22 protein-coding genes and 3 pseudogenes are annotated in these 26,505 nt (G+C 72.5%); 5 read left to right on the forward strand and 20 right to left on the reverse strand.

What is annotated here, in order from left to right:
* Positions 1–182: 182 nt before the first annotated feature.
* From cobT to KYY02_RS09515, 7 genes are all read right to left on the reverse strand, one after another.
* Positions 183–3,980 (reverse strand): nicotinate-nucleotide--dimethylbenzimidazole phosphoribosyltransferase, encoded by a 3,798-nt coding sequence (gene cobT, locus KYY02_RS09485; RefSeq protein ID WP_371237232.1) that lies wholly within the window; start codon positions 3,978–3,980, stop codon positions 183–185.
* A gap of 369 nt (positions 3,981–4,349) precedes the next feature.
* A complete protein-coding gene (gene cbiE / locus KYY02_RS09490; RefSeq protein ID WP_371237233.1) occupies positions 4,350–5,561 on the reverse strand; it encodes a precorrin-6y C5,15-methyltransferase (decarboxylating) subunit CbiE in 1,212 nt (403 codons plus the stop codon).
* 116 nt (positions 5,562–5,677) lie between these two features.
* The gene (locus KYY02_RS09495; protein WP_371237234.1) at positions 5,678–6,316 is read right to left on the reverse strand and encodes a GNAT family N-acetyltransferase; all 639 of its coding nucleotides are present in this window, start codon (positions 6,314–6,316) and stop codon (positions 5,678–5,680) included.
* 163 nt (positions 6,317–6,479) lie between these two features.
* Positions 6,480–7,307 (reverse strand): MetQ/NlpA family ABC transporter substrate-binding protein, encoded by an 828-nt coding sequence (locus tag KYY02_RS09500; RefSeq protein WP_371237235.1) that lies wholly within the window; start codon positions 7,305–7,307, stop codon positions 6,480–6,482.
* 62 nt (positions 7,308–7,369) lie between these two features.
* Positions 7,370–8,107 (reverse strand): methionine ABC transporter permease, encoded by a 738-nt coding sequence (locus KYY02_RS09505; RefSeq protein WP_371237237.1) that lies wholly within the window; start codon positions 8,105–8,107, stop codon positions 7,370–7,372.
* Positions 8,104–9,141, reverse strand: coding sequence for a methionine ABC transporter ATP-binding protein (locus tag KYY02_RS09510; RefSeq protein WP_371237238.1), 1,038 nt, complete (start codon positions 9,139–9,141; stop codon positions 8,104–8,106). Before KYY02_RS09510 ends, KYY02_RS09505 begins: the two co-directional genes overlap by 4 nt.
* A gap of 408 nt (positions 9,142–9,549) precedes the next feature.
* Positions 9,550–10,200 (reverse strand): HAD family hydrolase, encoded by a 651-nt coding sequence (locus KYY02_RS09515; protein ID WP_371237240.1) that lies wholly within the window; start codon positions 10,198–10,200, stop codon positions 9,550–9,552.
* Positions 10,201–10,409: 209 nt separating this feature from the next.
* Here KYY02_RS09515 and KYY02_RS09520 point away from each other — a divergent pair, with 209 nt between their 5' ends.
* Both KYY02_RS09520 and KYY02_RS09525 read left to right on the forward strand, forming a co-directional pair.
* Complete coding sequence (locus KYY02_RS09520) at positions 10,410–10,769, forward strand: hypothetical protein (protein ID WP_371237242.1); 360 nt, start codon at positions 10,410–10,412, stop codon at positions 10,767–10,769.
* 1 nt (position 10,770) lies between these two features.
* Positions 10,771–11,214, forward strand: a complete 444-nt coding sequence (locus tag KYY02_RS09525) for a hypothetical protein (protein ID WP_371237416.1) — start codon at positions 10,771–10,773, stop codon at positions 11,212–11,214.
* Here KYY02_RS09525 and KYY02_RS09530 read toward each other — a convergent pair whose 3' ends face one another.
* From KYY02_RS09530 to KYY02_RS09540, 3 genes are all read right to left on the reverse strand, one after another.
* Positions 11,215–11,712, reverse strand: a complete 498-nt coding sequence (locus KYY02_RS09530) for a GNAT family N-acetyltransferase (protein ID WP_371237417.1) — start codon at positions 11,710–11,712, stop codon at positions 11,215–11,217.
* A 57-nt stretch (positions 11,713–11,769) separates the two neighbouring features.
* On the reverse strand, positions 11,770–12,282 hold the full coding sequence (locus KYY02_RS09535; RefSeq protein WP_371237243.1) for a sigma-70 family RNA polymerase sigma factor: 513 nt from the start codon (positions 12,280–12,282) through the stop codon (positions 11,770–11,772).
* Between the two features lie 73 nt (positions 12,283–12,355).
* Positions 12,356–13,525, reverse strand: coding sequence for a glycerophosphodiester phosphodiesterase (locus KYY02_RS09540; RefSeq protein ID WP_371237244.1), 1,170 nt, complete (start codon positions 13,523–13,525; stop codon positions 12,356–12,358).
* A 415-nt stretch (positions 13,526–13,940) separates the two neighbouring features.
* Here KYY02_RS09540 and KYY02_RS09545 point away from each other — a divergent pair, with 415 nt between their 5' ends.
* Positions 13,941–14,612: a lysophospholipid acyltransferase family protein gene (locus KYY02_RS09545; RefSeq protein ID WP_371237245.1), complete on the forward strand. Its 672-nt coding sequence runs from the start codon at positions 13,941–13,943 to the stop codon at positions 14,610–14,612.
* A 126-nt stretch (positions 14,613–14,738) separates the two neighbouring features.
* Here the strand turns inward: KYY02_RS09545 and KYY02_RS09550 are convergent.
* The 5 genes and pseudogenes from KYY02_RS09550 to KYY02_RS09570 form a co-directional block, all read right to left on the reverse strand.
* Positions 14,739–15,641 (reverse strand): annotated as a pseudogene (locus KYY02_RS09550) (MFS transporter); the annotation flags it as partial.
* Positions 15,638–15,899 (reverse strand): annotated as a pseudogene (locus KYY02_RS09555) (TetR family transcriptional regulator); the annotation flags it as partial. The pseudogenes KYY02_RS09555 and KYY02_RS09550, both read right to left, overlap by 4 nt.
* Positions 15,900–15,984: 85 nt before the next feature.
* On the reverse strand, positions 15,985–16,956 hold the full coding sequence (locus tag KYY02_RS09560; protein ID WP_371237247.1) for an aldo/keto reductase: 972 nt from the start codon (positions 16,954–16,956) through the stop codon (positions 15,985–15,987).
* Between the two features lie 187 nt (positions 16,957–17,143).
* A complete protein-coding gene (gene argH, locus KYY02_RS09565) occupies positions 17,144–18,577 on the reverse strand; it encodes an argininosuccinate lyase (RefSeq protein ID WP_371237248.1) in 1,434 nt (477 codons plus the stop codon).
* Between the two features lie 97 nt (positions 18,578–18,674).
* The gene (locus tag KYY02_RS09570; RefSeq protein ID WP_371237249.1) at positions 18,675–19,868 is read right to left on the reverse strand and encodes an argininosuccinate synthase; all 1,194 of its coding nucleotides are present in this window, start codon (positions 19,866–19,868) and stop codon (positions 18,675–18,677) included.
* Positions 19,869–20,638: 770 nt separating this feature from the next.
* Between KYY02_RS09570 and KYY02_RS09575 the strand changes: the two genes are divergently transcribed.
* Both KYY02_RS09575 and KYY02_RS09580 read left to right on the forward strand, forming a co-directional pair.
* Entirely contained in the window at positions 20,639–21,226 is a 588-nt protein-coding gene (locus KYY02_RS09575; RefSeq protein WP_371237250.1) for a pyridoxamine 5'-phosphate oxidase family protein, read from the forward strand.
* Position 21,227: 1 nt separating this feature from the next.
* Positions 21,228–21,594 (forward strand): annotated as a pseudogene (locus tag KYY02_RS09580) (ferredoxin reductase domain-containing protein); the annotation flags it as partial.
* 77 nt (positions 21,595–21,671) lie between these two features.
* Here KYY02_RS09580 and KYY02_RS09585 read toward each other — a convergent pair.
* From KYY02_RS09585 to argC, 5 genes are read right to left on the reverse strand one after another with little or no spacing between them, the layout of a single operon-like run.
* Positions 21,672–22,214 carry an arginine repressor gene (locus KYY02_RS09585; protein WP_371237251.1) on the reverse strand — a complete coding sequence of 181 codons (543 nt, stop codon included), beginning with the start codon at positions 22,212–22,214 and terminating at the stop codon, positions 21,672–21,674.
* 7 nt (positions 22,215–22,221) lie between these two features.
* On the reverse strand, positions 22,222–23,427 hold the full coding sequence (locus tag KYY02_RS09590) for an acetylornithine transaminase (RefSeq protein ID WP_371237253.1): 1,206 nt from the start codon (positions 23,425–23,427) through the stop codon (positions 22,222–22,224).
* Entirely contained in the window at positions 23,424–24,326 is a 903-nt protein-coding gene (argB, locus tag KYY02_RS09595) for an acetylglutamate kinase (RefSeq protein WP_371237255.1), read from the reverse strand. The genes KYY02_RS09590 and argB overlap by 4 nt, the downstream gene beginning before the upstream one ends.
* Entirely contained in the window at positions 24,323–25,474 is a 1,152-nt protein-coding gene (argJ, locus tag KYY02_RS09600; RefSeq protein WP_371237257.1) for a bifunctional glutamate N-acetyltransferase/amino-acid acetyltransferase ArgJ, read from the reverse strand. Before argJ ends, argB begins: the two co-directional genes overlap by 4 nt.
* The gene (argC, locus tag KYY02_RS09605; protein ID WP_371237259.1) at positions 25,471–26,499 is read right to left on the reverse strand and encodes an N-acetyl-gamma-glutamyl-phosphate reductase; all 1,029 of its coding nucleotides are present in this window, start codon (positions 26,497–26,499) and stop codon (positions 25,471–25,473) included. The genes argJ and argC overlap by 4 nt, the downstream gene beginning before the upstream one ends.
* Positions 26,500–26,505 lie beyond the last annotated feature (6 nt).

Consider the following 26,505-nt stretch of genomic DNA (forward strand, 5'->3'; position numbering starts at 1 on the left):
CTTCGGAGCGGGCCTGACGTGGGGATTTTAAGCGCGCGTCCGGAGGGGCCGGGGTGGGTGGGGTGTTTTCCCCGCCCCTTCCCGGAACCGGGGCGCTGCCCGGCGGCCCCGCACGTGCGGGTGGGTGGACGGCTGTGCCCGCCCGTTTCGCTCTGCGGAACGATCGTCCACAGCCGTCCAGGCTACTTCTCGGTCACCCCGGCCGAATCGAAGGTCGCCACCTCGTGCATGGCTCGGGCCGTGCTCTGGACCAGCGGGAGCGCCAGGAGCGCGCCCGTGCCCTCGCCGAGGCGGAGGTCGAGGTCGACCAGGGGGCGCAGGCCCAGTTTGTTGAGGGCGGCGACGTGACCGGGCTCGGCGCTGCGGTGACCCGCGATGCAGGCGGCCAGGACCTCGGGGGCGATGGCCCGGGCCACCAGGGCGGCGGCGCCGGCGCTGACGCCGTCCAGGATCACCGGCGTACGCAGCGACGCGCCGCCGAGGAGCAGGCCGACCATGGCGGCGTGCTCGAAGCCGCCGACGGCGGCCAGGACGCCGACGGGATCGGCCGGGTCCGGCTGGTGGAGTTCGAGGGCGCGGCGCACGACCTCGGTCTTGCGGGCGAGGGTCTCGTCGTTGATGCCGGTGCCGCGGCCGGTGACCTCGGCCGGGTCGGCGCCGGTGAAGACGGAGATGAGGGCGGCGGACGCGGTGGTGTTCGCGATGCCCATCTCGCCGGTGAGGAGGGCCTTGTTGCCGGCCGCGACCAGGTCGCGGGCGGTCTCGATGCCGACCTCGATGGCCTTCTTGGCCTCCTCGCGGGTCATCGCGGGCCCGGTGGTCATGTCGGACGTGCCGGCGCGGATCTTGCGCGGCAGCAGTCCGGGGGTGGCCGGGAGGTCGGAGGAGACGCCCACGTCGACGACGCAGACCTCGGCGCCGACCTGGGCGGCGAAGGCGTTGCAGACCGCCCCCCCGCCGAGGAAGTTGGCCACCATCTGGGCGGTGACCTCCTGCGGCCAGGGGGTGACGCCCTGGGCGTGCACCCCGTGGTCGCCGGCGAAGATCGCGACGGCCGCGGGCTCCGGGACGGGCGGCGGGCACTGGCGGGACAGGCCGGAGAGCTGGGCGGAGATGATCTCCAGCATGCCGAGCGCCCCGGCCGGCTTGGTCATGCGCTTCTGACGCTCCCACGCCTCGCCGAGCGCCTTGGCGTCCAGCGGGCGGATCTGTGCGACGGTCTCGGCGAGCAGGTCGTGGGGGTCCTCTCCGGGCAGGGCGCGACGGCCGTACGTCTCCTCGTGCACGACCCAGGACAGCGGGCGGCGCTTGGACCAGCCGGCCTGCATCAGCTCGGGCTCGTCCGGGAACTCGTCGACGTAGCCCACGCACAGGTAGGCGACGACCTCCAGGTGCTCGGGGAGCCCCAGCGCGCGGACCATCTCGCGCTCGTCGAAGAAGCTGACCCAGCCGACGCCGAGGCCCTCGGCGCGGGCGGCGAGCCAGAGGTTCTCCACGGCGAGCGCGGAGGAGTACGGCGCCATCCGGGGCTGGGTGTGGCGGCCGAGGGTGTGACGGCCGCCGCGGGTCGGGTCGGCGGTGACGACGATGTTCACGGGTGTGTCGAGGATGGCCTCGATCTTCAGTTCCTTGAACTGCTTCGCCCGGCCCTTGGGCAGGGACTTGGCGTAGGCGTCGCGCTGGCGCATGGCCAGTTCGTGCATGCTGCGCCGGGTCTCGGCGGAGCGGATGACGACGAAGTCCCAGGGCTGCGAGTGGCCGACGGAGGGCGCGGTGTGGGCGGCCTCCAGGACGCGGAGCAGCACCTCGTGCGGGATGGGGTCGCTGCGGAAGCCGTTGCGGATGTCCCGGCGCTCGCGCATGACCTTCAGCACGGCCTCGCGCTCGGCGTCGTCGTAGCCGGGGGCGGCCGGACCGGCGGGCTGCGCGGCTTCCGTGTCCACGCCGGCGCCCCGGGTGTCGAGGTCGTCCGGGTTCTGCGCGGGTTCGGCGTCCGCCTCGCGGGGTCCTCCCCCGGCGGGGACGGCCACGCCCTGGGGCGGGGTCGGCGCGAGGTGGGGGGTGGTGGGCACGGCGCCGTCCACGGGGACGGACTCCCCCGCGGGCCGGTCCGGCTCGGGCTCCGGGGGGACGGCTGCGGCCAGGGGGGTGGCGGGGGCCTGCTGGGAGCCCTGGACCGGGGTCGCGTCGGGCTCGGGCTCGGGCACGGCCGTGCCGGTCACGGGAACGGCGTCGGCCGCCCCGCCGCCGGTATGGGGTGCCTCCGGTCCGGCGGCGGCCGGGGCCTCGGGGGTGAGTGCCTCCGCGAGGACTTCGTCGCCCGTCGCCCCGGAAGCGGGGGGCGCGGCTTCGCCCGCGGTGCCGTCCGCCTCCGCGGCGGGAGCACCGGGGAGTACGGCGGTGTCGGCCCCCGGCGCGGGAACGTCCGGGGAGGCACCGGACGTCCGGACGGGCTCCGGAGCGAGAGCCTCCGCGTCCGGCGCCGGAACGACCTGGACTGCCTCGGGCTCTTCGGCGGTCCCCGTGCCGACCGCCTCGGCAGCCTGCGGCACGACGCCCTCGCCGTCCGACACCTGACCGGACTGCGGGACCTCGGCAGCCTGCGGCACGACGCCCTCGCCGTCCGACACCTGACCGGACTGCGGGACCTCGACAGCCTGCGGCACAACACCCTCGCCGTCCGACACCTGACCGGACTGCGGGACCTCGACAGCCTGCGGCACAACACCCTCGCCGTCCGACACCTGACCGGACTGCGGGACCTCGACAGCCTGCGGCACGGGCTCCGACGCCGCGGCCTGCGGCTCGGACGGCTGAACAGCCTGCGGGGCCCCGGCCTCCTGGAGGTGCTCCGGAGCAACGGCCACCGCGCCCGGTGCCTGGGCGCCTTGCGCCGGCACGGCCGGCTCCGCGTCCGCAGCTTCAACGGTCTGCGGCGCCGCGGGGGCGAGGCCCGGCACCCCGGCACCGTGGGAAGCGTCCGTCCCCGGGGCGTACCCGGAAACGGCAGCCTGCACGACCCCGGCGGTCTGAGCGGAGTCCGGCACGGCGAACGGAGGCCGACCGGCCTGCGGCGCCTCGGCCGCCTGGGTGTGCTCCGGTGCCGTGGGCTCGACGGGCGGCGCTTCGGCGGTCTGCGGCGCTTCCGCTTCCGCTTCCCGGACATGCTCCGGAGCCGCGGCCTCGGCGGATGCTGTGGGCGCGGGTCCGGGCGCCTGGGCGGTCTGCGGCGCCTCGGTTCCCTGCACGGGCTCGGCGGCAGGTGTACCGGGCAGCCCGTGATCCGCGGCCGGGACCGGGACGGGCCCCTGTTCCCCGCCCTCTGCCGAAACGCTCGGCACCGCCTCGCTGCCGCCGGCGGCAGCCACGGCGGCGACAGCGGCACCCTCGGTGTCCTGTTGCACCGCTCCCGCCTCCGTGGCGACGCGGGTCACGACCGCCTGGGCCGCATCCACCGGATCCGGAGCGGGAACAACCGTTTCCGCGGCCACCGCGGGCTGCGCGCCCCAGGGCGCCGCGGCCTGCGGCGCCGCCGCCTCCCGCGCGTGCGGGACGTCGAGGTACTCCGGGCCGAGGGACGGCGGACCGGCCTGGCGGACCGGCACGTCGGCGGGACCGCGGTCGGCCAGGGAGCGCACCGGACCGGCGTTGACACGGGGGATGGGCGGGCCGAGGTGCAGCGGGCGGCGCGGCGCGGGCGGCTCGGGGAGCCGGACGCCGCCGAGGTCGACCGAGCCGCTGTCGCGGCCGGCCGTCTCGTGCGGACCCGGCTGGTGCACGGTCTCGACGACCGGCTCGGGCGCGGGCGGGGCGATCTCGTTGCCCCAGGCGCTCTGGGCGCCGGGCAGCAGCAAATCCTCTTCCTCGGCGGGGCTGTCGGAGAGGTAGGTGTACGCGTCGGGCGCGGGGACGCCCGGCTGCTCCACCATGCCTGCGTTCTCCGGCAGTCCCTCGCCCGGGACCTGGCCGGTGTCGGTCATGCGTACCCCTCGCCCATCGGTTAGTGCTCCTACGACCAGCTCACCCGGAACGGCGCACCGACCGCCCCACTCTGAAGAACGAGCGTGCGTCCCCAGCGGCACGAACAGCCCGTCCGAGAAGGGCGACAAAGCCCTTCACCGTCATTCTCGCGGCCGTAGGGCCGTCGCGTCAGCTTGATCGGCGACGGTTCCGCTGTGGACTGCGCCACGTTGCGCGTCCTCCGGTTCCCGCCGTACCACGACCCACCCCAAAACGGGCGCGTTTTCCGGACATTGGCTGACGAAGCGCCGGGTGCCCGGGTGCGGTACAACGATCGGCCAGCCTACCTCGCATGGTCGGACAATCCGATCACGGGGACGGCGATCGGCTCAGTCGTCGCGCGCGGGCAGCACCCCGCTGAGCAGGAACGCGACGCTCCGTTCCTTCTCCGTCCAGGCACTCGTGTCGAGTTCGACGGACTGCAGCAGGGCGCACTCGACCCGGTAGCCGTGCTCGGCCAGGTTCCGGCCGATGAGTTCGGCCCCGTCGCGGGTGGCGGCGTGCGTGACGATGCGCTGCGGACGGCGGTCGGCGACCGCGGAGACGACGCCCGCTCCCCCTCCGCCGACCCGGACGACGTCCGGCTCGGGGAGGTCCTCCAGGACGTGCGGGGCGGTGCCGTGCACGATCTGGAGCTGGACCCCGTGCCGACGGGCGGTGGACTCGGTGCGGGTGCAGGCGCGCGGATCGCTGTCGACGGCGATGACGGCGGCGCCCGCGCGGGCCGCCTCGGTGGCGAAGGCTCCGCTTCCGCAGCCGATGTCCCAGACGAGGTCACCGATCCGCGGCCCGAGCCGGGCGAGTTGGGAGACGCGCAGCGGTTCCCGCTCGCCCTCGCCGAGGTCGGCACCGCACTCCTCGGCCGGCAGCGACCAGCCGCGGGGGCCGGCGGAGGGGTCGCGTCCGGCGAGCCAGCCGCCGGACTCACCGGCGGCGGCCCGGCCGCCGACGACGATGACGACGTTGGGGTCGCGCCAGGTGTGGTCGGCGGCCTTGTCGGAGGTGACGACGCTGACCCGCTCGCGCTCGGTGCCGAGTTCCTCGCAGATGACGAAGGTGCGGTGGACGCCCTCCATCAGCAGGCCCAGCTCGGCGGGACCGGCCCCGGGCGAGGTGAGAACCGCCACCTTGGGGTGGGCCCGGCACACGTTCACCGCGCGTCGCAGAGTACGCGGGTGCGCGACGACCACGTGGGCGTCGTCCCAGGGCATCCCGGCACGGGCGAAGGCGGAGGCGACGGAGGAGACGCCGGGGACGACCTCGACCTCGAGGCCGAACTCGGGTGCGCGCAGGGACCGTACGACACCGAAGAAGCCGGGGTCGCCGTCGGCGAGGACGACCGCGGTGCCGCGGTGGGCTGCGATACGGCGGGCGGCGAGGGCGACGGAGCCGAGCCGGATGCGCTCGGCGCCGGGAGGCACCTCGGGCAGTGCCAGGTGGTGGGCGGCGCCGGCCACCAGTGTGGCGGCGCCCAGCGCGGCGCGGGCCGCGGTCGTCAGCGGCGAACCGTCCCAGCCGATCACCGTGACCCGGTCGGCCATCGTCGTCAGTCTCCTGAGGTTTGCGCAGGTCGTCGTCGGCTGTCCCGCCGCGGGGCGGGCTCCGTGAGACTACCTGGTGCGGTCACCGATCACACCGTCGGTGCCCGGTCCGGAGGTCAGTTCCAGTCCGTGTACTGGGTGAATCCGCCGGTGTCGGCGAGTCGTCCGTCCGCGCCCTCGATGTCCTCGGGCAGCAGGCTCCACACGATGAAGTCGGTGCGTACGTCGCTCCAGCCGCCGCCTTCGACGCGGACGTGGGCTATGCAGGCGTTGCGCAGTACGCCCTCGCTGATGCAGCCGATCCTCTGGGCGACCTGCTGCGAGGCGGTGTTGGCGGCGGCGGTGCGCAGTTCGACGCGTTCGAACTTCTGGTCGCCGAAGAGCCACTGTGCGGTGGCCAGCGCGGCCTCGGAGGCGTAGCCCTCACCGCGCGCCCAGGGGGCGACGATGTAGGACATCTCGGTGGAGCGTACGTGCCAGTTGGTCCTGGTGAGCTGGATGAGGCCGACCAGGCGCTGGGTGAGGAACTCGGTGACGGCGAGGGCCAGTCCGTTGCCGGCCGAGCGTTCGGCGGGGGCGTACTCGGTGATCCAGGTGCGCGCGGTCTCTTCGGTGAAGGGCCGGGGGACGTCGGTCCAGGCGGCGACCTGCTCGTCGTTCATCATCTCGGCGAGGGCGGGGACGTCGTCCGTGTCGAGGGGACGCAGCACCAACCGCTCCGTGCTGATGGAGATGTTGGGGAAGGTGCTCGCCATGCGCCGCTCCGTAACCTGAGAGACCGTCGGGTGCTGCTGAACTGCCCAGCATGCAGCATGAAAGCACTGAACCGCACCACGGGGTCCTCCCCCACTGCCCGAGCGGCGTGGGGGTGCCTCCACCGTGCAGCGGAGTGGACCCCGTGGGTGGCGCGGGACCGGATCAGAAGGAGGCGAGGACGGAACCGGCGTACTTGTCCTCGATGAACTTCTTCACCTCGGGGGAGGTGAGGAGCTCCGCGAGCTTCTTCACGCGCGGGTCGTCCTCCTGGCCCTCCTTTACGGCGAGGAGGTTGTTGTTCGGGTTGCCCTCGGCGGTCTCCAGGAGGAGGGCGTCCTTCGCGGGCTTGAGGTCGGCCTCGATGGCGTAGTTGCCGTTGACCACCGCGGCGTCGACGTCGTCCAGGGAGCGCGGGGTCTGGGCCGCCTCCAGCTCCTTGAACGTGAGCTTCTTCGGGTTCTCGGTGATGTCGGCGGGGGTCGCCGCGGTGCCGACGCCGTCCTTGAGGGTGAGGAGCCCGTTGGCGGCGAGCAACTGCAGGGCGCGGCCCTCGTTGACGGTGTCGTTCGGGATGGCGACCGTCGCGCCGCTCTTCAGCTCGTCGGCCTTCTTCACCTTGTGCGAGTAGAGGCCGAGCGGCTCCAGGTGCACGTCGACGACGGACACGATGTGGGTGCCGTTCTTCTTGTTGAAGTCGTCGAGGTACGGCTGGGTCTGGAAGAAGTTGGCGCCGACGGAGCCGTCCTCGGTCGCCGTGTTCGGCGTGACGTAGTCGGTGAACTCCTTGACCTCGAGGTCGAGGCCGGCCTTCTCGGCGAGGTTGTCCTTGACGTAGGTGAGGATCTCGGCGTGCGGCACGGGGCTCGCGGCGACGACCAGCGGGCCGGAGGTGTCGGAGGCGTCGCCCTTGTCCGAGCCGCAGGCGGTGAGCCCGAGGGTGAGGGCTCCGGTGGCGAGGACGGCAGTGGTGATCTTGGTGGTGTTACGCACGAAAAGTGCCTTTCCATGGGTGGTGCGGCCCCGTGTCGGGTGGTACGGGGAGCCTTCGGAGGTCACGCGACCTTGCTGATGTCGGCCGCGGCGGGCTCCTCGGCCCTGAGGAACCGGAGCCTGGGCGAGGGGCCGGAGCGGCCGCCCCGGCTGTGCAGGGCGCGGGCCGCGTAGTCGCCGGCGAACTGGATGAGCGAGATGACCACGGCGAGGATCGCGACGGTGATCCACATCAGGCCGGTCTCGAAGCGCTGGTAGCCGTAGCGGACGGCGAGGTCGCCGAGCCCGCCGCCGCCGACGGTGCCGGCCATGGCCGAGTAGCCGATGAGGGCGATGACCGTGGTGGTGGTGCTGGCGATCAGCGAGGGCAGCGCCTCGGGGACGAGGACCTTGCGGACGATCGTCCAGGTGTTGCCGCCCATGGCCTGCACGGCCTCGACGAGCCCGTGGTCCACTTCGCGTACGGCCGTCTCGACGAGGCGGGCGAAGAAGGGGATGCCGCCGATGGCGAGCGGCACGATCGCGGCCTCGCTGCCGATGGTCGTGCCGGTGATCCAACGGGTGAAGTCCATCAGGGCGACCATGAGGATGATGAACGGCAGCGAGCGGCCGATGTTCACGACCTGCCCGATGACCTTGTTCACCAGGGTGTTCTGGAGCAGCCCGCCCTTGTCGGTGAGGACGAGCAGGATGCCCAGCGGGAGGCCGCCGACGACGGCGATCAGGGTGGACCAGCCGACCATGACCAGCGTCTCGGTACAGGCCTGTTCGAGCAGCGGCTGCATCTCGGACCAGGTCACTTGGCCCCCTCCTTCACCAGCACGGGCTGTTCCCGGTCCACGACGTCGATCTGAAGGCCCTGTTCGCGCAGGAAGCCGACGGGTACGACGTTGTCCTCGTAGCGGCCGGGCAGCTCGATGCGCATCCGGCCGACCTGGAGGCCGCCGACGGTGTCGATGGCGGCGCCGAGGATCGATATGTCGATGTTGTAGGTACGCGAGAGCTGGGAGATGACCGGCTGGGTCGCGCTGTCGCCGTGGAAGGTGACGTCGAGGACGGTGCGGTCGTCGCCGGAGGCCTCGCCGCCGACCGGGAACAGCGCGGAGGCCAGTTCGGAGCCGGGGGTCGCGAGGAGTTCGGTGACCGTGCCGGACTCGACGATGCGGCCGTTCTCCATGAGGGCGGCCGAGTCGCAGATCGACTTGACGACGTCCATCTCGTGGGTGATCAGCAGGACGGTGAGGCCGAGCCGGCGGTTCAGGTCGCGCAGGAGGTGCAGGATCGAGCGGGTGGTCTCCGGGTCGAGGGCGCTGGTGGCCTCGTCGGAGAGCAGCACCTTGGGGTCGCCGGTGAGGGCTCGGGCGATGCCGACGCGCTGCTTCTGGCCGCCGGAGAGCTGGGCGGGATAGGCCTTGGCCTTGTCGGCGAGACCGACCAGGTCGAGCAGTTCCAGCGCCTTGCGGGACCGTTCCCTCCCCGACTTCCCGAGGATCTCCAGCGGAAGTTCGACGTTGTCCTGCACGGTGCGCGAGGACAGCAGGTTGAAGTGCTGGAAGACCATGCCGATGCGGCTGCGCGCCTGCCGCAGCTCCCTGCCGGCCCGGGGGCCGCGGCCGGCGAGCGCGGTGAGGTCCCGGCCGGCCACGGTCACGGTGCCCGAAGTGGGGCGTTCCAGCAGGTTGACGCAGCGGATGAGGGAGGACTTGCCGGCGCCGGACTGGCCGATGACGCCGTAGACCTCGCCCTCGCGGACGTGCAGGTCGACGCCGTCCAGGGCGGTGACCTCGCGGCCGCGTGAGCGGTAGACCTTGGTGAGGCCCGTGGTGGTGATCACGTGGGTATCCGTCACTGTCGAGTGCGCGGCACGTCGTGGGCGCCGGGCACGAGGCATTCTGGGTCGAAAGCAGCAGGGCGGCACGGGTCTCGCGGCATGGCGGAGGATTCCGTGGAGAAACGTGCGCGCGGGGGCGTGGCTCGGTCGCGCGTGCGGGGCGTCCGGGCGGACACGAGCCGGCTCTCGCTTCGGGGCGCGAGGCTCAGGTGGTGCGGGGGCCCTCTAGAAGGCGCACATTCGGCACTGGCACATACAACGAGCACCGGGCGTCGGGGGCGCCTCGGTCGCAGGGATGCGGTCGCTCGTCGTGGTCATACGATCAGTAAAGCAGACGTTCGGTCCTGACCGGACACGACTGTCCGCATTCTGGACAGCCGTGGACAGCGGCGGTACGGCGGCGGGCGCACGTCAGGGACGTACGGAGATCTCCACTCCCCTGTCCGTGACCAGTGCGGACAGGGCCGAGAGGTCCTCGACGACGAGGTCGGCGGTCAGCTCGTGGGACCGGTGGGTTGTGGCCAAGGCCACGGTGGCCATGCCGGCGGCACGACCGGCCTGGAGTCCGGCCGGGGCGTCCTCGAAGACGACGCAGTGCGCCGGGTCGACGCCGAGGGTGCGGGCGGCGAGGAGGTAGGGCTCGGGATCGGGCTTGCCGCGGGTGATGTCGTCGGCGGCGATCAGGGTCTTGGGCAGGATGCCGACGGCTTCGAGGCGGGCCTCGGCGAGGCGCCGGGTGGCGGAGGTGACCACGGCCCAGCGCTCGGCGGGCAGCGCGGCGAGGAAGTCCGCGGTCCCGGGCAGCAGCCGCACACCGCCGCCCGGCACGTCCTCCACCTCCAGGTCCTCGATCCGTGCGACGGCCTCCGGCACGACATGGGCGGGCAGCAGATCGGCGGCTATCTCCGCGGCCGGCCGCCCGTGCAGCTCGACCCGGCCGAACTGCTCGGCCGTGATCCCGTACTCGACGGCCCACCGTGTCCAGCAGCGGTTCACGGAGTCGAGGGAGGAGACGAGGGTTCCGTCGTTGTCGAACAGCAGGGCCTGCGCGTGGATGGTCATGCCGTCGACCCTACGGGGCCACCGCCGTGGACCCGCCCGGAGCACGGCCCGTCCGCTCGGGGCCGCCCCGGATCCGGCGTCCGACGCGGACGGCCGCACGGACCCCGGCGAGGGCGGTCGCACGGACCCGGCGAGGGCGGTCGCCGCCGGCCCGGACGCTCCCGGGGGCGGGGGCACCGGGGGTTCTCCGGCGTAATAAAGTCGCTGACATGCTTGATGTCCTGACGGTGGCGACCGGTGCCGCCGCGTTGCTGCTCGGCGCCTGGTGCGGATGGGCCGCCTACCGTGACCAGCCGACGAAGGACTGGCACTTCATCGGGATGGCCGTGGTCACGCTGCTGGCGCTGGTGCAGCTGATCGTCGGGATCGTGCAGCTGGCCCGGGGCGAGAAGCCGGAGCAGGGCACGACGATCTTCGTGGCGTATCTGCTCGGCGCGTTCGCGTGCGTCCCGGCGGCCGGCTTCATGTCGCTGGGCGAGCGCTCCCGCTGGGGATCGCTGACGGTCGCCGCGAGCGGCGTCGTGCTGGCCGTGCTCGAGGTGCGGCTCTATGACATCTGGAGAGGCTGAGATGGCCGCGACGCGGGAGAAGACGCAGCACGAACCGCACCGGACGCGGCTGATCGGCGGGCCGGGGCTGCTGCTGGTGTGGCTGTACGGGGTGATGGTCGTCGGCGCGGTGTCGCGCTCCGCCTACCAGATCGCCACCGAGTTCGACCGGGCGCCGCTCGCCTACTCGCTGTCGGCGGCGGCCGGCGTGGTCTACGGCTTCATCACCTACACCCTGGTGCGCGGCGGGGAGACGGCCCGCAGGGCGGCGCTGGCGTGCTGCGCCGCCGAGCTCGTGGGCGTACTGACCGTGGGGACCTGGACGCTGGTGGAGCCGTCCGCCTTCCCCGACGCCACCGTGTGGTCGGACTACGGGATGGGGTACCTCTTCATCCCGGTGCTGCTGCCCCTGACGGCCGTGTACTGGCTGCGCAGGGCGCGGCCGGGGCAGCGGCCCGCGGCCTGATCAGGCGGTCGTCGCGTAGGCCTGCGCCTGCTTCTCCAGGACGATCACCGGTACGCCGTCGGCGCCCTGGGAGGTGCCCACCCGCTGGTAGCCGACCTTGCTGTACAGCCGCAGATTGCTCTCGCTGCGGTGCCCGGCGTGCAGGCGGAAGGTCCGGGCGCCGCGCTCGCCGGCCAGGGCGGACTCCGCGGCCCGCAGGAGACGCGCGCCGATGCCGTGTCCCTGGAGGCGGGGGTGGACGCAGAGCTTGCCGATCGCGGCGGCGCCCTCCTCGGTGATCCTGCCGTGCACCGAGCCGACGATCTCGTCGCCGAGGCGGGCGACGAAGACGCAGTCGGCGGCGACCTCCTCGCGGACCGAGTCGAGGGTCTGGACGAGCGGGTCGATGCGGTAGTTGCCGTAGAGCGCCGCCTCGCTCTGGAAGCACAGGTACTGCAACCTGAAGATCTGCTCCGCGTCCTGCCCGGCCGCCGCAGAGATGGTCACGCTCATGCCCATGTGCGCATGCCTCCCGCTCACCTGATCACCTGTCGTCCCTCACTCCTATCCCCGTCCTCAGCGCGCCGCAACCTCCTGTGTGAGCAAACGACGCAGACATCCCAGGCATCTGGAGCGTTCCGGGCCAAGAGCACCCTGTGAGATACCCAACTCCCCTGCGATCTCCCGGTATGTCAGGTCGTGCGGGGACAGCAGAGCCTCCATCAGCTCCGGGCAGCGGCCGGGCAGCCGTCGCACGGCGTCCCGCAGGGTACGGCGGCGGGCGGCGGCGAGCGCGAGACGTTCGGGGCCTGGGCGGCCGGTGTCGGCGGGGTCACCGGTCCACGAGGTTTCCCGGCAGGCCCTGCGACGGGTACGGCGGGCCTCCGCACGGACGGCCCGGCGGAGCCAGTCCGGGAGGTCTGACGGCGGGCCGCAGGTGTCGAGACGCTCCAGGAGGCGGAGCCACACCGCCTGTTCCAGGTCTGCCGGTTCGGCCCCGGAGCCGAGCGCCTCGGCGGCGGCCTCCGCGCCGAGCAGCGGACGCAGGAAGACGATCAGCTCGTACGCCGCGACCGGCTCGTGTGTCATACGTGCAACGACTCGGCCGCCCCGGGCAGGGTTCCGGGACGGCCCGAAATCCCCCCTGCCGGGGCGGATCGGATCAGTCGTTGACGAAGTCCTCGCGGGCCAGCAGTCCGGTGTCCGGGTGGTCGGTGAAGACACCGTCGATGCCGGTGGCGAAGTACGCCCGGTAGGCGCCGAAGACGTCGCCGTAGGCGTCGGGGTCGGCGCCCTTGCGGAAGTCGGCGGGCAGGAAGGGGTTCTCGTTGCGCAAGGTGTAGGGGTGCAGGATCAGGCCCGCCCGGTGCGCGTCGCGCACCAGGGTCGTCGGCTCGGTGAGCCGGCCGGCCGCGTCGCGCGGGATGACCAGGTCGAGGGTGGGGCCGATGCCCTGGGCGTAGCCGGCGATCTCGCGCAGGCCCCTGCGGGTGACGAGGTCGGCGACGGTGCGCGGGTCACCCGTCTCGACGAAGTCCCAGGGGCGGGTGGTGGCGCCGGAGAGGAGGACGACGAGAGGGTTGTCGACCAGCTTGTTCAGGCGCTCGATGCTGGTCGGCTCGAAGGACTGGAGGATGACCGGCGCGTTCTTGCCGTCCTTGCCGTGCCGGCGCAGCAACTTGGCGACCCGCTCCTCCAGGCCCAGTCCCAGCGTGCGGAAGTAGGTGGGGTGCTTGAGCTCGGGGTAGATCCAGACCTGCTTGCCGCGCTTGCGGGTCTGCTCCTCCTGCCAGCGCAGCACCTCCTCGAAGGTGGGGATCTCCCAGCGGCCGTCGTAGAGGGTGTTGTGCGGGCGGTTGGCGGGGATGCGCTCGACGGCGCGCAGCCGCTTCAGCTCGGCGAGGGTGAAGTCCTCGGTGAACCAGCCGGTGACGGAGGCGCCGTCCAGTGTCTTGGTGGTCCGCCGTCCGGCGAACTCGGGGTGGTCGGCGACGTCCGTGGTGCCGCCGATCTCCGGCTCGTGCCGGCAGACGAGGTGACCGTCCTTGGTGGGCACGAGGTCGCCGGCCTCGACGATGTCCGCGCCCATGTCGAGGGCGAGCTGGTAGGCGCCGAGGGTGTGCTCGGGCCGGTGACCGCTGGCCCCGCGGTGGCCGATGATCGTCGGGACGGGCAGGCTCTTCAGCCCCCGGCCGCCGCCGTGCCGGGCGTCGGCGGCTCTCGCGGTACCGCCCAGCGCCAGAACCGATCCGGAGGCGCCGAGCACCGCCGCGCCGAGGAGGGCCCGCCGTCCGGTTCCGCCCGCCTGCTCGTTCGACTCCCGCGTTCCCATGAGGACCCTCCTGCTGTCTGCTCGTCCGGTGCGGGGCGATCGTAGGTGCGCGTGGATGACGCACGGGAAGCCCCGGGCCGAACACACGGATGATGTTGCGTGACACGCCCTCCTCATGCGGATGGCGTACACCTGTCGTATTCCGGCGGGGATGTGACGGCTCGTCCGGTTGGGCCGGACGGAGTGGGGCACGCGTGCGGTGTGCGGGTCCGGGCGACATCCGTCACAGCGCGACCGCCGTGTCGCGCGCCGGCCGCGGGCGGGCCACCCCAGGTGAACCCTGGTCAAGAGTGGGTAAGACCTCGGTGAACTCCGCCCGGCCCGGTGTGCGCAACCCCCCGGCCCGCGAGTAATGTCCTCACCTGCACAGACTCGTACGGCATGAACCGACGTCCGTTCCCCACCGGAGGGCCCGTTGTCCCGCTTCGCGCTCATCAAGGCAGTGCTCGGTCCGATCATGCGCCTGATGTTCCGCCCACAGGTGGAGGGCGCGGAGAACATCCCGGGCGACGGTCCCGTCATCCTGGCCGGCAACCACCTGACGTTCATCGACTCGATGATCCTGCCGCTCGTCTGCGACCGTCAGGTCGTCTTCATCGGCAAGGACGAGTACGTCACCGGCAAGGGCCTCAAGGGCCGGCTGATGGCGTGGTTCTTCACCGGCGTCGGCATGGTCCCGGTCGACCGCGACGGCGGCCGGGGCGGGGTGGCGGCGCTGATGACCGGACGCCGGGTGCTGGAGGAGGGCAGGATCTTCGGCATCTACCCGGAGGGCACCCGCTCCCCCGACGGCCGGCTGTACCGGGGCCGCACCGGCATCGCCCGGCTCACCCTGATGACCGGCGCGCCCGTCGTGCCGTTCGCCATGATCGGTACGGACAAGCTCCAGCCGGGCGGCGCGGGTCTGCCCCGGCCGGGCAAGGTGACGGTCCGTTTCGGTGAGGCGATGGAGTTCTCCCGGTACGACGGCATGGACCGTGACCGGTACGTGCTGCGTGCGGTCACCGACTCGGTGATGACCGAGGTGATGCGGCTGTCCGGGCAGGAGTACGTCGACATGTACGCCAGCAAGGCGAAGGCGGCGTAAGCGCCGGGCGCCGGCCTGGACGGGGTTGCGGTCGTACCGCGGGTGCGGGTGGGTGGCTGGTCGCGCCCACGCGGCGGAGCCGCACAGGGCAACAGCCCCGCACCCCTCGAGTCGGCCCCCTGCCGCTCACTCCCCCGAGGCGCCGTCGTCCAGCCGTTGGTCCCGGGACATGAACCATGATGCCGCCGCTGCCGGCAGGACCGCCGCTCTTGCGCCCGCCGCCAGGGTGAGGCAGTCGACGAAGGCCTGGCGGGCCGCTTCCAGCATGGGCTCGGCGGTGTGGGCGGGCAGTGCGGACGCCGCTTCCACCGCGCCGCCCAGTGACTCGTGCGCCTCGGCCGGGGTGCCCGCCGGGCCCGTGAAACCGCGGTGGACGCCGGTCACGACGGAGCCGGGTACGGCGATGCCGAGGGCCGCGCCGAGCTCGTACGCCGTCTCGGAGACGGCGGAGGCCGCGCCCGCCTGTTCCTCGGGCACACTGGAGAGGATCACGTCGGCGGTCACCGTGCGGGAGAGACCGGCACCCAGGCCGACCATCAGCAGCGCCGCCCCGAGCGGGGGTGGCCGGTGGACTGTCCGATCACCGTCAGCGCGGCCAGGGCGAGGCCGACGGCCGCCGGTCCCCGGCGACGACCGAGCGCACCGAGTGGCGCCGGGCGGCCCGGTCGGCGACCAGTCCGGCCGCCACCGCGCCGGTCGCGGCGGGGAGTTCGGCCAGTCCCGCCTCGAACGGGCGGCTGCCCTGCACGAGTTGCAGGTGCTGCGAGAGGAGGAAGACCAGCCCGGACAGGCCGAGGACGGTCAGCGGATCGGCGAGCACGGCCCCGCTGAACCCGCGGTGACGGAAGAGCCGCATGCCCAGCAGCGGGACGGGCAGGGTGAGCCGACGGCGTACGAAGCCGTACAGGGCGCCCGCGCCCAGCAGCCCAGCAGCCCGGCGGCCAGGGCGGACCGGGTGAAGCCGCGGCTCGCGGTCTCCCTCACCGCGTACACGACGCCGATCGTCCCGGCCAGGGACAGGGCGGCGGCTCGATCCCGGCGACCAGGCGGCGCACGGCGTCGGCGGCCGGTCCCTCGTCGGGCCGGGCCGCGGTCGGGGCGGCCCCGCACTCGGCGACCCCGAGCGCCTCCAGCGCCCGGACCGGCGCGTCCCGCCCGGCGAACTGACGGTGCAGCGTGGCACGGCTGACCCCCCGCGGCCTTGGCCACCTCGTCCATGGTCGCGGTGGATCCGCGGGTCGGCAGGGCGGCGGCGCTGCGCAGCACATGGTCACGATCGACAGCCATGAGACGACAGCACCCCACATGAGACACAGATGTCCCATCCGAGGCGTACGTGTCTCATGGCCGCCGCGTGAGGAGAAGCCGCCGCTCAGTGCCAGGGCAGCTGTCCGCGCCGTTCCCAGTAGGTTCCCGGCTCCTCGGCCAGGGTGGCGAGGCGGGACAGCTGGTCGTCGGTGAGATCGACGGCGGCGGCGTGCAGGTTGGAGACGAGTTGGGCGGTGGTGGCCGCGCCGGAGAGGACCACGCCGGCCCACGGCTGCCGCAGGACCGCCGCGAGGGCGACGGCGTCGCAGCCGAGGCCGGTCTCCTCGGCGACGGTCCGCAGCGCCTCCGGGGCGTTCGCGGCGGCGAGCCGGCCGTTGGCCATGCCCTCCTTGACGATCACGGTGAGCCCGGTGTCACGGGCCTCGGCGAGCGCGGGCCCGGCGGAGGTCTCCAGGACGTTGTACGTCGACTGGACGGTACGGAAGAGGGGCTCACCGTCGACCGTGACAGCGAGGGCGGCGCGGATGGCGTCGGCCTGGGCGGGGCCGCTGGTGGAGAAGCCGACGGTGAGGCCCTCGCCCGCCGCCTCCGCGAGCCGGGCGTGCAGCTCCTTGTCGGTGAGGGCGGGGCTCTCGGGGGTCACCGAGTGGATCTGGTAGAGGTCGAGCCGGTCCCCGAGCAGCGCCTCGGTCTCGACGCGCTGACGCTCGTACGCCGTGAGGGAGTGGTCCTTGACCTCGTGCCGCTCGGCGTCGGTGGACCAGTCGGCGGTGTAGGCGTAGCCCCACTTGCTGCCGATGACGACGTCGTCGACGTCGGGACGGGCCTTCAGCCAGTCGGCGAGGAACTCCTCGGAGCGGCCGTAGGAGCGGGCGGCGTCGAAGTAGCGGACGCCCTGGGCGTAGGCGGCGTCGAGGAGCTCGTGCGTGCGGGTGCGCAGCGTCTCGACGCTGCGGTCCTCTCCGAGGTCGTCGTCCCGGCCGAGGTTGATGTAGCCGGGGCGGCCGACGGCGGCGAGGCCGAGGCCGAGGTGGCAGGTGGGGGTCGTCGCTGTCGCCAGTCGGGCGAAGGGCATCGCGGGCTCCGTCGGTCGGGTCCGGTTTCGGCGTTCCGACCAACGTAACCCGCGGTGCCCTTTCGCTCCGCCCGGGGAAGCGTGCACCGAAGAACCCGGGACCTGCCGCGCATCGGCCGGCGCGAGTGGTTCGCGGTTGTTCGCGCAGCTTCCCGCGCCCCCGGGAACCGCCCCCGCGGGGGCCGGCTCAGTTCTGCCGCCTCGCGTTCGCCCAGGCGTGCTGGGCCGCCACGTTCGCCTTCACTTCCGCCAGCTGGACCGCGACCGCGCTCGGGGCCGTGCCGCCCCGGCCGCTGCGGGAGGCGAGGGCGCCCGGGACGTTCAGGACCGACCGCACCTGCGGGGTGAGGTGGGCGGAGATCCCGGCGAACTGTTCGTCGGTCAGTTCGTCCAGCTCCTTGCCCTCGGACTCGGCGACCTTGACGCACTCGCCGGCCACCTCGTGGGCGACGCGGAACGGGACGCCCTGCTTGACCAGCCACTCGGCGATGTCGGTGGCGAGGGAGAAGCCGGCCGGCGCCAGCTCCTCCATGCGCTCGCGGTGCACGGTGAGGGTGGCCATCATGCCGGTGAAGGCCGGGAGCAGGACCTCCAGCTGGTCGATGGAGTCGAAGACCGGTTCCTTGTCCTCCTGGAGGTCGCGGTTGTACGCGAGGGGCAACGCCTTGAGGGTGGCCATCAGGCCGGTCAGGTTGCCGATCAGCCGGCCGGACTTGCCGCGCGCCAGCTCGGCGATGTCCGGGTTCTTCTTCTGCGGCATGATCGAGGAGCCGGTGGAGAAGGCGTCGTGCAGGGTCACGAAGGAGAACTCCTTCGTGTTCCAGATGATGATCTCCTCGGCGATCCGGGAGACGTTCACGCCGATCATCGCGGTGATGAAGGCGAACTCGGCGACGAAGTCCCGGGAGGCGGTGCCGTCGATGGAGTTGGCCGCGCTGCCGTGCTCGAAGCCGAGGTCCTCGGCGACGGCCTCCGGGTCCAGGCCCAGGGAGGAACCGGCGAGCGCGCCCGAGCCGTACGGGGACACGGCCGTGCGCTCGTCCCACTGGCGCAGCCGCTCGGCGTCCCGGGACAGCGCCTGGACGTGGGCGAGGACGTGGTGGGCGAAGAGCACCGGCTGGGCGTGCTGGAGGTGGGTGCGGCCGGGCATGGCCACGTCCGGGTGGGCCTCGGCGAGGCCGGTCAGCGCGTCCTGGAGGTCGGCGATCAGACCGCCGATGGTGCGGGCGTGGTCCCGCAGGTACATGCGGAAGAGGGTCGCCACCTGGTCGTTGCGGGACCGGCCGGCGCGCAGCTTGCCGCCGAGGTCGGGGCCGAGGCGCTCCAGCAGGCCGCGCTCCAGGGCGGTGTGCACGTCCTCGTCGGCGATGGTGCCCGTGAAGGAGCCGCCGGCGACGTCCGCCTCCAGCCGGTCGAGGCCCGCGATCATCCGGGTCAGCTCGTCCTCGGTGAGCAGCCCCGCCGCGTGCAGCACGCGGGCGTGGGCACGCGATCCGGCGATGTCGTAGGGCGCGAGCCGCCAGTCGAAGTGGACGGACGCGGACAGCTTCGCCAGGGCCTCGGCGGGACCGTCGGCGAAACGGCCGCCCCAGAGCCGGACGTCACCGTTGTTGCTGCTCACTTGGGTGCTCCTCGAGGGTTCCGGATGTGCCGCCGCCTCCCCACGGTCGAGTGAGGAGGCGGCTGTCAGGCCAGTGCGTGGGAGGGCCGTCGGCCGGTCACGCCAGGTCGCGCTTGGCGGCGATCTTCGACGACAGGCTGTAGATGTCGATGAAGCCCTTGGCCGCCGCCTGGTCGAAGGTGTCGCCCGTGTCGTAGGTGGCGAGGTTGAAGTCGTACAGCGACGACTCCGAGCGCCGACCGGTGACGACGGCGCGGCCGCCGTGCAGGGTCATCCGGATGTCGCCGTTGACGTGCTGGTTGGCCTCGGCGATGAAGCCGTCCAGGGCGCGCTTCAGCGGGGAGAACCACTGGCCGTCGTAGACGAGTTCGCCCCAGCGCTGCTCGACCTGCCGCTTGTAGCGGGCGAGTTCGCGCTCGACGGTGACGTTCTCCAGCTCCTGATGGGCGGTGATCAGGGCGATCGCGCCGGGGGCCTCGTAGACCTCGCGGGACTTGATGCCGACGAGGCGGTCCTCGACCATGTCGATCCGGCCGATGCCCTGGGCACCGGCGCGCTCGTTGAGCTGCTGGATGGCCTGGAGCACGGTGACGGGCTTGCCGTCGAGGGCGACCGGCACACCCTCCTTGAAGGTGATGACGACCTCGTCGGGCTCGCGCGCCACGGCCGGGTTCTGCGTGTACTCGTAGACGTCCTCGATCGGCGCGTTCCAGATGTCCTCGAGGAAGCCGGTCTCGACGGCGCGCCCGAAGACGTTCTGGTCGATGGAGTACGGGGACTTCTTGGTGGTCGCGATCGGCAGACCCTTGGCCTCGCAGAAGGCGATGGCCTTGTCGCGGGTCATGGCGTAGTCGCGGACCGGGGCGATGCACTTCAGGTCGGGGGCGAGGGCGACGATGCCGGCCTCGAAGCGGACCTGGTCGTTGCCCTTGCCGGTGCAGCCGTGGGCGACGGTGGTGGCGCCGTGCTTCTGCGCGGCGGCGACGAGGTGCTTGACGATCGTCGGCCGGGACAGCGCGGAGACCAGCGGGTAGCGGTCCATGTAGAGGGCGTTGGCCTTGATCGCCGGAAGGCAGTACTCCTCGGCGAACTCGTCCTTGGCGTCCGCGACCTCGGCCTCGACGGCACCGCAGGCGAGGGCGCGCTTGCGGATCACGTCCAGGTCCTCGCCACCCTGGCCGACGTCGACCGCAACGGCGATGACCTCGGCGCCCGTCTCCTCGGCGATCCAGCCGATGGCGACGGAGGTGTCCAGACCGCCTGAGTAGGCGAGTACGACGCGCTCGGTCACGGGTTTCTCCTCACAGTGCATTCGCTGATATGCATGAGTATGCAGCAGTCCGCATGAATCGTCAATCCGGCGGCGAAACCGCGGCCGGGTTGGACACCGGGAACCGTTCTCGCGCACTCGTCACCGGACGCAGGCGTCGTGTCGGACCGATCGAGACATCACGACGGACGACACCCGTGACACCCCGGCCCGAGTGAGGCATCCACATGCCCAGGGCCCTTCGAAGGACGACAAGCGCCGCGTCGGCTTCGTCGGCGGCGGCGCCGCGGTGGCGTCGGCCGGCGCGGCGATCACCGGCCCCGCCCTCGCCGGCAGGTCGTCCGGGGACGGCGGCGACGCGACCGCCCGCACGCCGACGGGACCGGGCCCGATCCCCTGCCCCGAGGTGGCCCCCGAGCCTCCCGCCCCCGCGCAGGCCGAGGCCGGACGCGACCTCGTCGGCCTCGACAAGCAGATCACCGAGGCCGACGAGCGCCCGGCCGGCACCGCCGGACAGGGGGCGGACCCGGCTTCGTCCGGAACGCCGTCCTCGGCCCCCTCGAGGACGAGCGCGACGCCGCCGTCGACCGCATCGCCACCGCCATCGGCCGCACCGCCGAACGCCCCTGCGGGCCGGACTCCCCGGCCGCCCGCACACCCATCCCGTGAGGTGACAGGCGCCGTGGCCGCCCCGTACAAGCGCCGGCCGGGGCGGCCACGGTCTCTCCCGGTGTCCGACCGCCGGGCAATTCCTTAGACAGGCGAAAGATCTGGCCCCATAATCGGTGGCCATGGGAAAGATCCATGAGCGCATAGACGGCCGCCTCCGCACCTTCATCGAGGAACAGCCGGTCTTCTTCACCGCCACCGCCCCGCTGTCCGCCGACGGCACGGTCAACCTCTCGCCCAAGGGGCTCAGGGGGTCCTTCGCGGTCCTCGACGAGCTCACCGTCGCCTACCTCGACTTCGCCGGCTCCAACGCCGAGACCATCGCCCATCTGCGCGAGAACGGCCGGATCACCCTGATGTGGTGCGCCTTCCAGGGGCCGCCGAACATCGTGCGCGTGCACGGCCGCGGCGAGCCCGTCTTCCGGGACGACCCCCGCTTCGGGGAGCTGCTCACCCGTTTCCCCGACATCGACCCCTCCGCCCACGGACTGCGCGCCGTCATCCTCGTGACGGCCGAACTGATCCGGGACACCTGCGGATACGCCGTGCCCTTCATGGCGTACGAGAGCGACCGGGACCTGCACGGGAAGCGGTTCGCGCGGGAGGACGACGCCTCGCTCGACGCGTACTTCACGAAGAAGGAGCACATCGCGACCAGCCTGGACGGACTGCCCGGGCTGCCGTTGCCACTGCCCCCCTCCACCGTCTGACCGCGGCGAGGTGCTGCTGGTGGCGGGCGGGGGGACCACCCCGATGCGGGCGCTGTTCGAGACGCCGCCCGGCGCCTCGGGCGACATCACGCTGCTGTACCGGGCCGACAGCACGCAGGACCTGGCGCTGTGGGGCGAGCCGGCCGAGATCGCCGACGAGCGGGGCGCCCGGCTGATGTACGCGGTGAACGGGCCCGGACGGGGAACGCCCCGGCATCTCGGCGGAGACCCTGCTACGGAAGATCCCGGACATCGGCCGCCACGACGTGTTCATGTGCGGTCCGCCCGGGTTCTCGCAGTCGGTGTACGAGGCTCTGCGCGGCGCCGGAGTCCCCGCGCGTCGTGTCCATCACGAGTCGTTCGAGATCGGTTCCCTCAGGGACGCGGGGAACCGCGCGACCGGCCACGGACGGTCCGCGGCCGGCGAATCCGCCGCCCCGTCCCTTCAGTGCCCGTTCTGGGCCAGGCGCAGCAAGTGGTCGGCCAGGGCCTGGCCCCCCGTCGGCTCCCTGCTGATCAGCAGCAGCGTGTCGTCGCCGGCGATCGTGCCGAGGATGTCGTGCAGTTCCGCCTGGTCGATCGCCGAGGCGAGGAACTGCGCGGCGCCCGGCGGAGTGCGCAGGACGACGAGGTTCGCGGAGGCCTCCGCGGAGATCAGCAGCTCCTGGGAGAGCCGCCGCATCCGCTCCTCCTTCGCGGACCCGCCCAGCGGCGCCCGGGGGGTGCGGAAACCCCCCTCGCTCGGCACCGCGTAGATCAGGTCGCCGTCGGTGTTGCGGATCTTCACCGCGTTCAGCTCGTCCAGGTCGCGGGAGAGCGTCGCCTGGGTGACGCTCAGCCCGTCGTCGGCGAGCAGCTTCGCCAGCTGGCTCTGCGACCGCACCGGCTGCCGGTTGAGGATGTCCACGATCCGGCGGTGGCGTGCGGTGCGCGTCTGCGGCACGGCAGGCCCGGCGTGCTGGCCCTGGTCGTCCTGCTCCTGGCTCATCGTCGTCTCATTCTCCGGATCGTCCTTCCCCGCCCGCCGTGCCGGCCTGGTCCAGGATGCCGGGCAGCGCCCCGAGGAAGGTGTCCACCACGTCGTCCCCGAGGTTCAGCGGCGGCATCAGCCGTACGACATCGGGGGCGGGCGCGTTCACGAGGAACCCGGCGTCCTGAGCCGCCTGTTGCACCTGGGGTGCGAGCGGCTCGGTGAGCACGATACCCAGGAGGAGGCCCGCGCCCCGGACACGGTCGATCAAGGCGTGGCCGGACCCCTCGATTCCGTCGCGGAGTTTTTCGCCCTGCCGCTTGACGTTCTCCAGCAGTCCCTCGTTCTCGATGGTGTCGAGAACGGCGAGTCCGGCGGCGCAGGCGACCGGGTTGCCACCGAAGGTCGTGCCGTGGTGGCCGGGCCGCAACAGGTCGGCCGCGCGCCCGAAGGCGACGGTGGCGCCGAGCGGCAGCCCGCCGCCGAGCCCCTTCGCCAGCGTGACGACGTCCGGCAGGACGCCCTCGTGCGCCTGGTACTCGAACCAGTTGCCGGTGCGGCCGACACCGGTCTGCACCTCGTCCAGCACGAGCAGCGCCCCCGTGGCCGCCGTGATCGCACGGGCCGCCTTGAGATAGCCGGACGGAGGCACCACGACCCCGTTCTCGCCCTGGATCGGCTCGATGACCACCAGCGCGGTGTCCTCGGTGACCGCCGCGGCCAGCGCCTGGGCGTCGCCGTACGGGACGTGCGTGACGTCACCGGGCAGCGGCAGGAACGGCTCGCGCTTGGCGGGCTGGCCGGTGAGGGCGAGCGCGCCCATGGTGCGGCCGTGGAAGCCGCCGTCGGTGGCGACCGTGTGCCGTCGTCCGGTCAGCCGGCCGATCTTGAACGCGGCCTCGTTCGCCTCCGCCCCCGAGTTGCAGAAGTAGACCTTGCCCTCGCGGCCGAAGAGCTGCACGAGCCGTTCGGCGAGCGCGACGGGCGGCTGTGCGACGAACAGGTTGGAGACGTGGCCGAGGGAGGCGATCTGCCGGCTCACGGCCTCGACGACCGCCGGGTGTGCGTGGCCGAGCGCGTTGACGGCGATGCCGCCCACGAAGTCGGCGTACTCCTTGCCGTCGGCGTCCCACACCCGCGCGCCCGCACCGCGCACCAACGGCAGTCGCGGAGTGCCGTAGTTGTTCATCAGCGCGCCCTGCCACCGCGCGGTCAGTTCCGCGTTGCTCACGACTCCCCCTGTTCGTCGGGCACGACCATCGTGCCGATACCCTCGTCCGTGAAGATCTCCAGCAGGATCGAGTGCTGGACCCGGCCGTCGATGACCCGGGCGGTGGTCACACCGTTGCGCACGGCGTGCAGACAGCCCTCCATCTTCGGCACCATGCCGGAGGACAGCTCCGGCAGGAGTTTCTCGAGCTGGGACGCGGTGAGCCGGCTGATCACCTCGTCGGAGTTCGGCCAGTCCTCGTAGAGTCCCTCGACGTCCGTGAGGACCATGAGTGTCTCGGCACCCAGTGCAGCAGCGAGTGCCGCAGCCGCCGTATCAGCATTGACGTTGTAGACATGGTGGTCGTCCTGGCTCCGGGCGATCGACGAGACGACTGGGATGCGGCCGTCGGCGAGCAGGGCCTCGATCGCGCCCGTGTCGATCTCGGTGATCTCGCCCACCCGCCCGATGTCGACCGACTCGCCGTCGATCTCGGGCAGGTGCTTGGTGGCGGTGAGGGTGTGCGCGTCCTCGCCGGTGAGGCCGACGGCGAACGGGCCGTGCCGGTTGAGCAGCCCGACCAGCTCCCGCTGCACCTGTCCGGCGAGCACCATGCGCACGACGTCCATGGCGTCCTCGGTGGTGACGCGCAGGCCGGCCTTGAACTCGCTGACGATGCCGTGCCGGTCGAGCGCGCGGCTGATCTGCGGGCCGCCGCCGTGCACGACGACGGGCTTGAGGCCGGCGTACCGCAGGAAGACGATGTCCTGGGCGAAGGCGGCCTTGAGGTCCTCGTCCACCATGGCGTTGCCGCCGAACTTGACGACGACCGTCCTGCCGTGGTGCCGGGCCAGCCAGGGCAACGCCTCGACGAGGATCTGGGCCTTGGGGAGCGCGGTGTGCTTACGCGTGCTGCTCATGACGAGTAGGCGCTGTTCTCGTGGACGTAGTCGGCGGTGAGGTCGTTGGTCCAGATGGTGGCGGTGGCGTCGCCGGCCGCGAGGTCGGCGACGACGTGGACCTCCCGGTAGCGCATGTCGACCAGTTCGCGGTCCTCGCCGACGCCGCCGTTCTTGCAGACCCACACGCCGTTGATGGCGACGTTGAGCCGGTCGGGCTCGAAGGCGGCCTTCGTGGTGCCGATGGCGGAGAGGACACGGCCCCAGTTGGGGTCCTCGCCGTGGATGGCGCACTTGAGGAGGTTGTTGCGGGCGATGGAGCGGCCCACCTCGACGGCGTCGTCCTCGGTCGCGGCGCCCACGACCTCCACCTTGATGTCCTTGCTGGCGCCCTCGGCGTCGCGGATGAGCTGCTGCCCCAGGTCGTCGCAGACGGACCGTACGGCCTCGGCGAACTCCTCGTACCCGGGAGTGATCCCGGAGGCGCCGGAGGCGAGCAGCAGCACGGTGTCGTTGGTGGACATGCAGCCGTCGGAGTCGACCCGGTCGAAGGTGACCCGGGTGGCGCCCCGCAGCGCCCTGTCGAGCACGTCGGAGGCGAGGTCGGCGTCGGTGGTGAGGACGACGAGCATGGTGGCGAGGCCGGGGGCGAGCATGCCGGCGCCCTTGGCCATGCCGCCGACGGTCCAGCCGCCCCTCGTCACGACGGAGGTCTTGTGGACGGTGTCGGTGGTCTTGATGGCGATGGCGGCCTTCTCACCGCCGTGCTCGGACAGCCGGCCGGCGGCCGTCTCCACGCCCGGGAGCAGCTTGTCCATGGGCAGCAGTACGCCGATGAGTCCCGTCGAGCAGACGGCGACCTCGCCCGCTCCCGTCCCCAGCACCTCGGCGGCCTTCTCGGCGGTCGCGTGGGTGTCCTGGAAACCCTTCGGCCCCGTACAGGCGTTGGCTCCACCGGAGTTGAGGACGACGGCGGACAGCTTCCCGCTCTTCAGCACCTGCTCGGACCAGAGCACGGGCGCCGCCTTGACGCGGTTGGAGGTGAAGACGCCGGCTGCGGCCCGGCGGGGGCCGTTGTTGACCACGAGGGCCAGGTCGGGGTTGCCGTTCTCCTTGATCCCGGCGGCGATGCCCGCCGCCGTGAATCCCTGTGCTGCCGTCACACTCACGGCGCAACTCCGATCGTCGTCAGTCCGGTGGTCTCGTCGAGACCCAGGGCGAGGTTCATACTCTGGACGGCACCGCCCGCGGTGCCCTTGGTCAGGTTGTCGATGGCGCTGATCGCGATGATCCGGTCCGCGGCGGTGTCGTACGCGACCTGGACCTGAACGGCGTTGGAACCGTGGACGGACGCGGTCGCGGGCCACCGGCCCTCGGGCAGGAGGTGGACGAAGGGCTCGTCGGCGAAGGCCTTCTCGTAGGCGGCGCGCACGGACCCGGCGGTGACGCCGGGCTTCGCCTTCGCGGTGCAGGTGGCGAGGATGCCGCGCGGCATCGGCGCGAGGGTCGGCGTGAAGGAGACGGTGACCCGCTCGCCGGCCACCGCGCTGAGGTTCTGGATCATCTCGGGGGTGTGCCGGTGCCCGCCGCCCACGCCGTACGGCGACATGGATCCCATGACCTCGCTGCCGAGCAGGTGCGGTTTGGGCGCCTTGCCCGCGCCGGAGGTGCCGGAGGCGGCGACGATCACCGCCTCGGACTCGGCGAGACCGGCGGCGTACGCCGGGAAGAGAGCGAGGGAGACCGCGGTGGGGTAGCAACCGGGCACCGCGACGCGCTTGGACCCCTCCAGCGCGGCGCGGGCACCCGGAAGTTCGGGCAGGCCGTAGGGCCAGGCGCCGGCATGCGGGGAGCCGTAGAACGCCTCCCAGTCGGCGGCGTCCCTCAGCCGGAAGTCGGCGCCCATGTCGATCACGAGCACCTCCTCGCCGAGCTGTTCTGCGACGGCGGCGGACTGGCCGTGCGGCAGGGCCAGGAACACGACGTCGTGCCCGGCGAGCACCTCGGCGGTGGTCTCCTGGAGCGCGCGGTCGGCCAGCGGCAGCAGGTGGGGCTGGAGCGCGCCGAGCCGCTGACCCGCGTTGGAGTTGCCGGTCAGGGCACCGATCTCGACCTCGGGGTGGGCCAGGAGCAGGCGCAGGACCTCTCCGCCCGCGTATCCGCTCGCCCCGGCCACTGCCGTACGTACCGCCATGTCCAC

The organism is Streptomyces pimonensis (assembly GCF_041380215.1).
Taxonomy (GTDB): Bacteria; Actinomycetota; Actinomycetes; order Streptomycetales; family Streptomycetaceae; genus Streptomyces; species Streptomyces pimonensis.

Bases quoted from the DNA above. Each gene is read 5' to 3' on its own strand.
- cobT (WP_371237232.1), bottom strand. From the start codon at position 3,980: ATGACCGACACCGGCCAGGTCCCGGGCGAGGGACTGCCGGAGAACGCA.
- KYY02_RS09530 (WP_371237417.1), bottom strand. From the start codon at position 11,712: ATGGGCATGAGCGTGACCATCTCTGCGGCGGCCGGGCAGGACGCGGAG.
- argC (WP_371237259.1), bottom strand. From the start codon at position 26,499: ATGGCGGTACGTACGGCAGTGGCCGGGGCGAGCGGATACGCGGGCGGA.
- KYY02_RS09560 (WP_371237247.1), bottom strand. From the start codon at position 16,956: ATGCCCTTCGCCCGACTGGCGACAGCGACGACCCCCACCTGCCACCTC.
- KYY02_RS09585 (WP_371237251.1), bottom strand. From the start codon at position 22,214: ATGAGCCAGGAGCAGGACGACCAGGGCCAGCACGCCGGGCCTGCCGTG.
- KYY02_RS09495 (WP_371237234.1), bottom strand. From the start codon at position 6,316: ATGGCGAGCACCTTCCCCAACATCTCCATCAGCACGGAGCGGTTGGTG.
- KYY02_RS09575 (WP_371237250.1), top strand. From the start codon at position 20,639: ATGGGAAAGATCCATGAGCGCATAGACGGCCGCCTCCGCACCTTCATC.
- KYY02_RS09525 (WP_371237416.1), top strand. From the start codon at position 10,771: ATGGCCGCGACGCGGGAGAAGACGCAGCACGAACCGCACCGGACGCGG.
- KYY02_RS09535 (WP_371237243.1), bottom strand. From the start codon at position 12,282: ATGACACACGAGCCGGTCGCGGCGTACGAGCTGATCGTCTTCCTGCGT.
- argB (WP_371237255.1), bottom strand. From the start codon at position 24,326: ATGAGCAGCACGCGTAAGCACACCGCGCTCCCCAAGGCCCAGATCCTC.
- KYY02_RS09520 (WP_371237242.1), top strand. From the start codon at position 10,410: ATGCTTGATGTCCTGACGGTGGCGACCGGTGCCGCCGCGTTGCTGCTC.
- KYY02_RS09515 (WP_371237240.1), bottom strand. From the start codon at position 10,200: ATGACCATCCACGCGCAGGCCCTGCTGTTCGACAACGACGGAACCCTC.
- cbiE (WP_371237233.1), bottom strand. From the start codon at position 5,561: ATGGCCGACCGGGTCACGGTGATCGGCTGGGACGGTTCGCCGCTGACG.
- KYY02_RS09540 (WP_371237244.1), bottom strand. From the start codon at position 13,525: ATGGGAACGCGGGAGTCGAACGAGCAGGCGGGCGGAACCGGACGGCGG.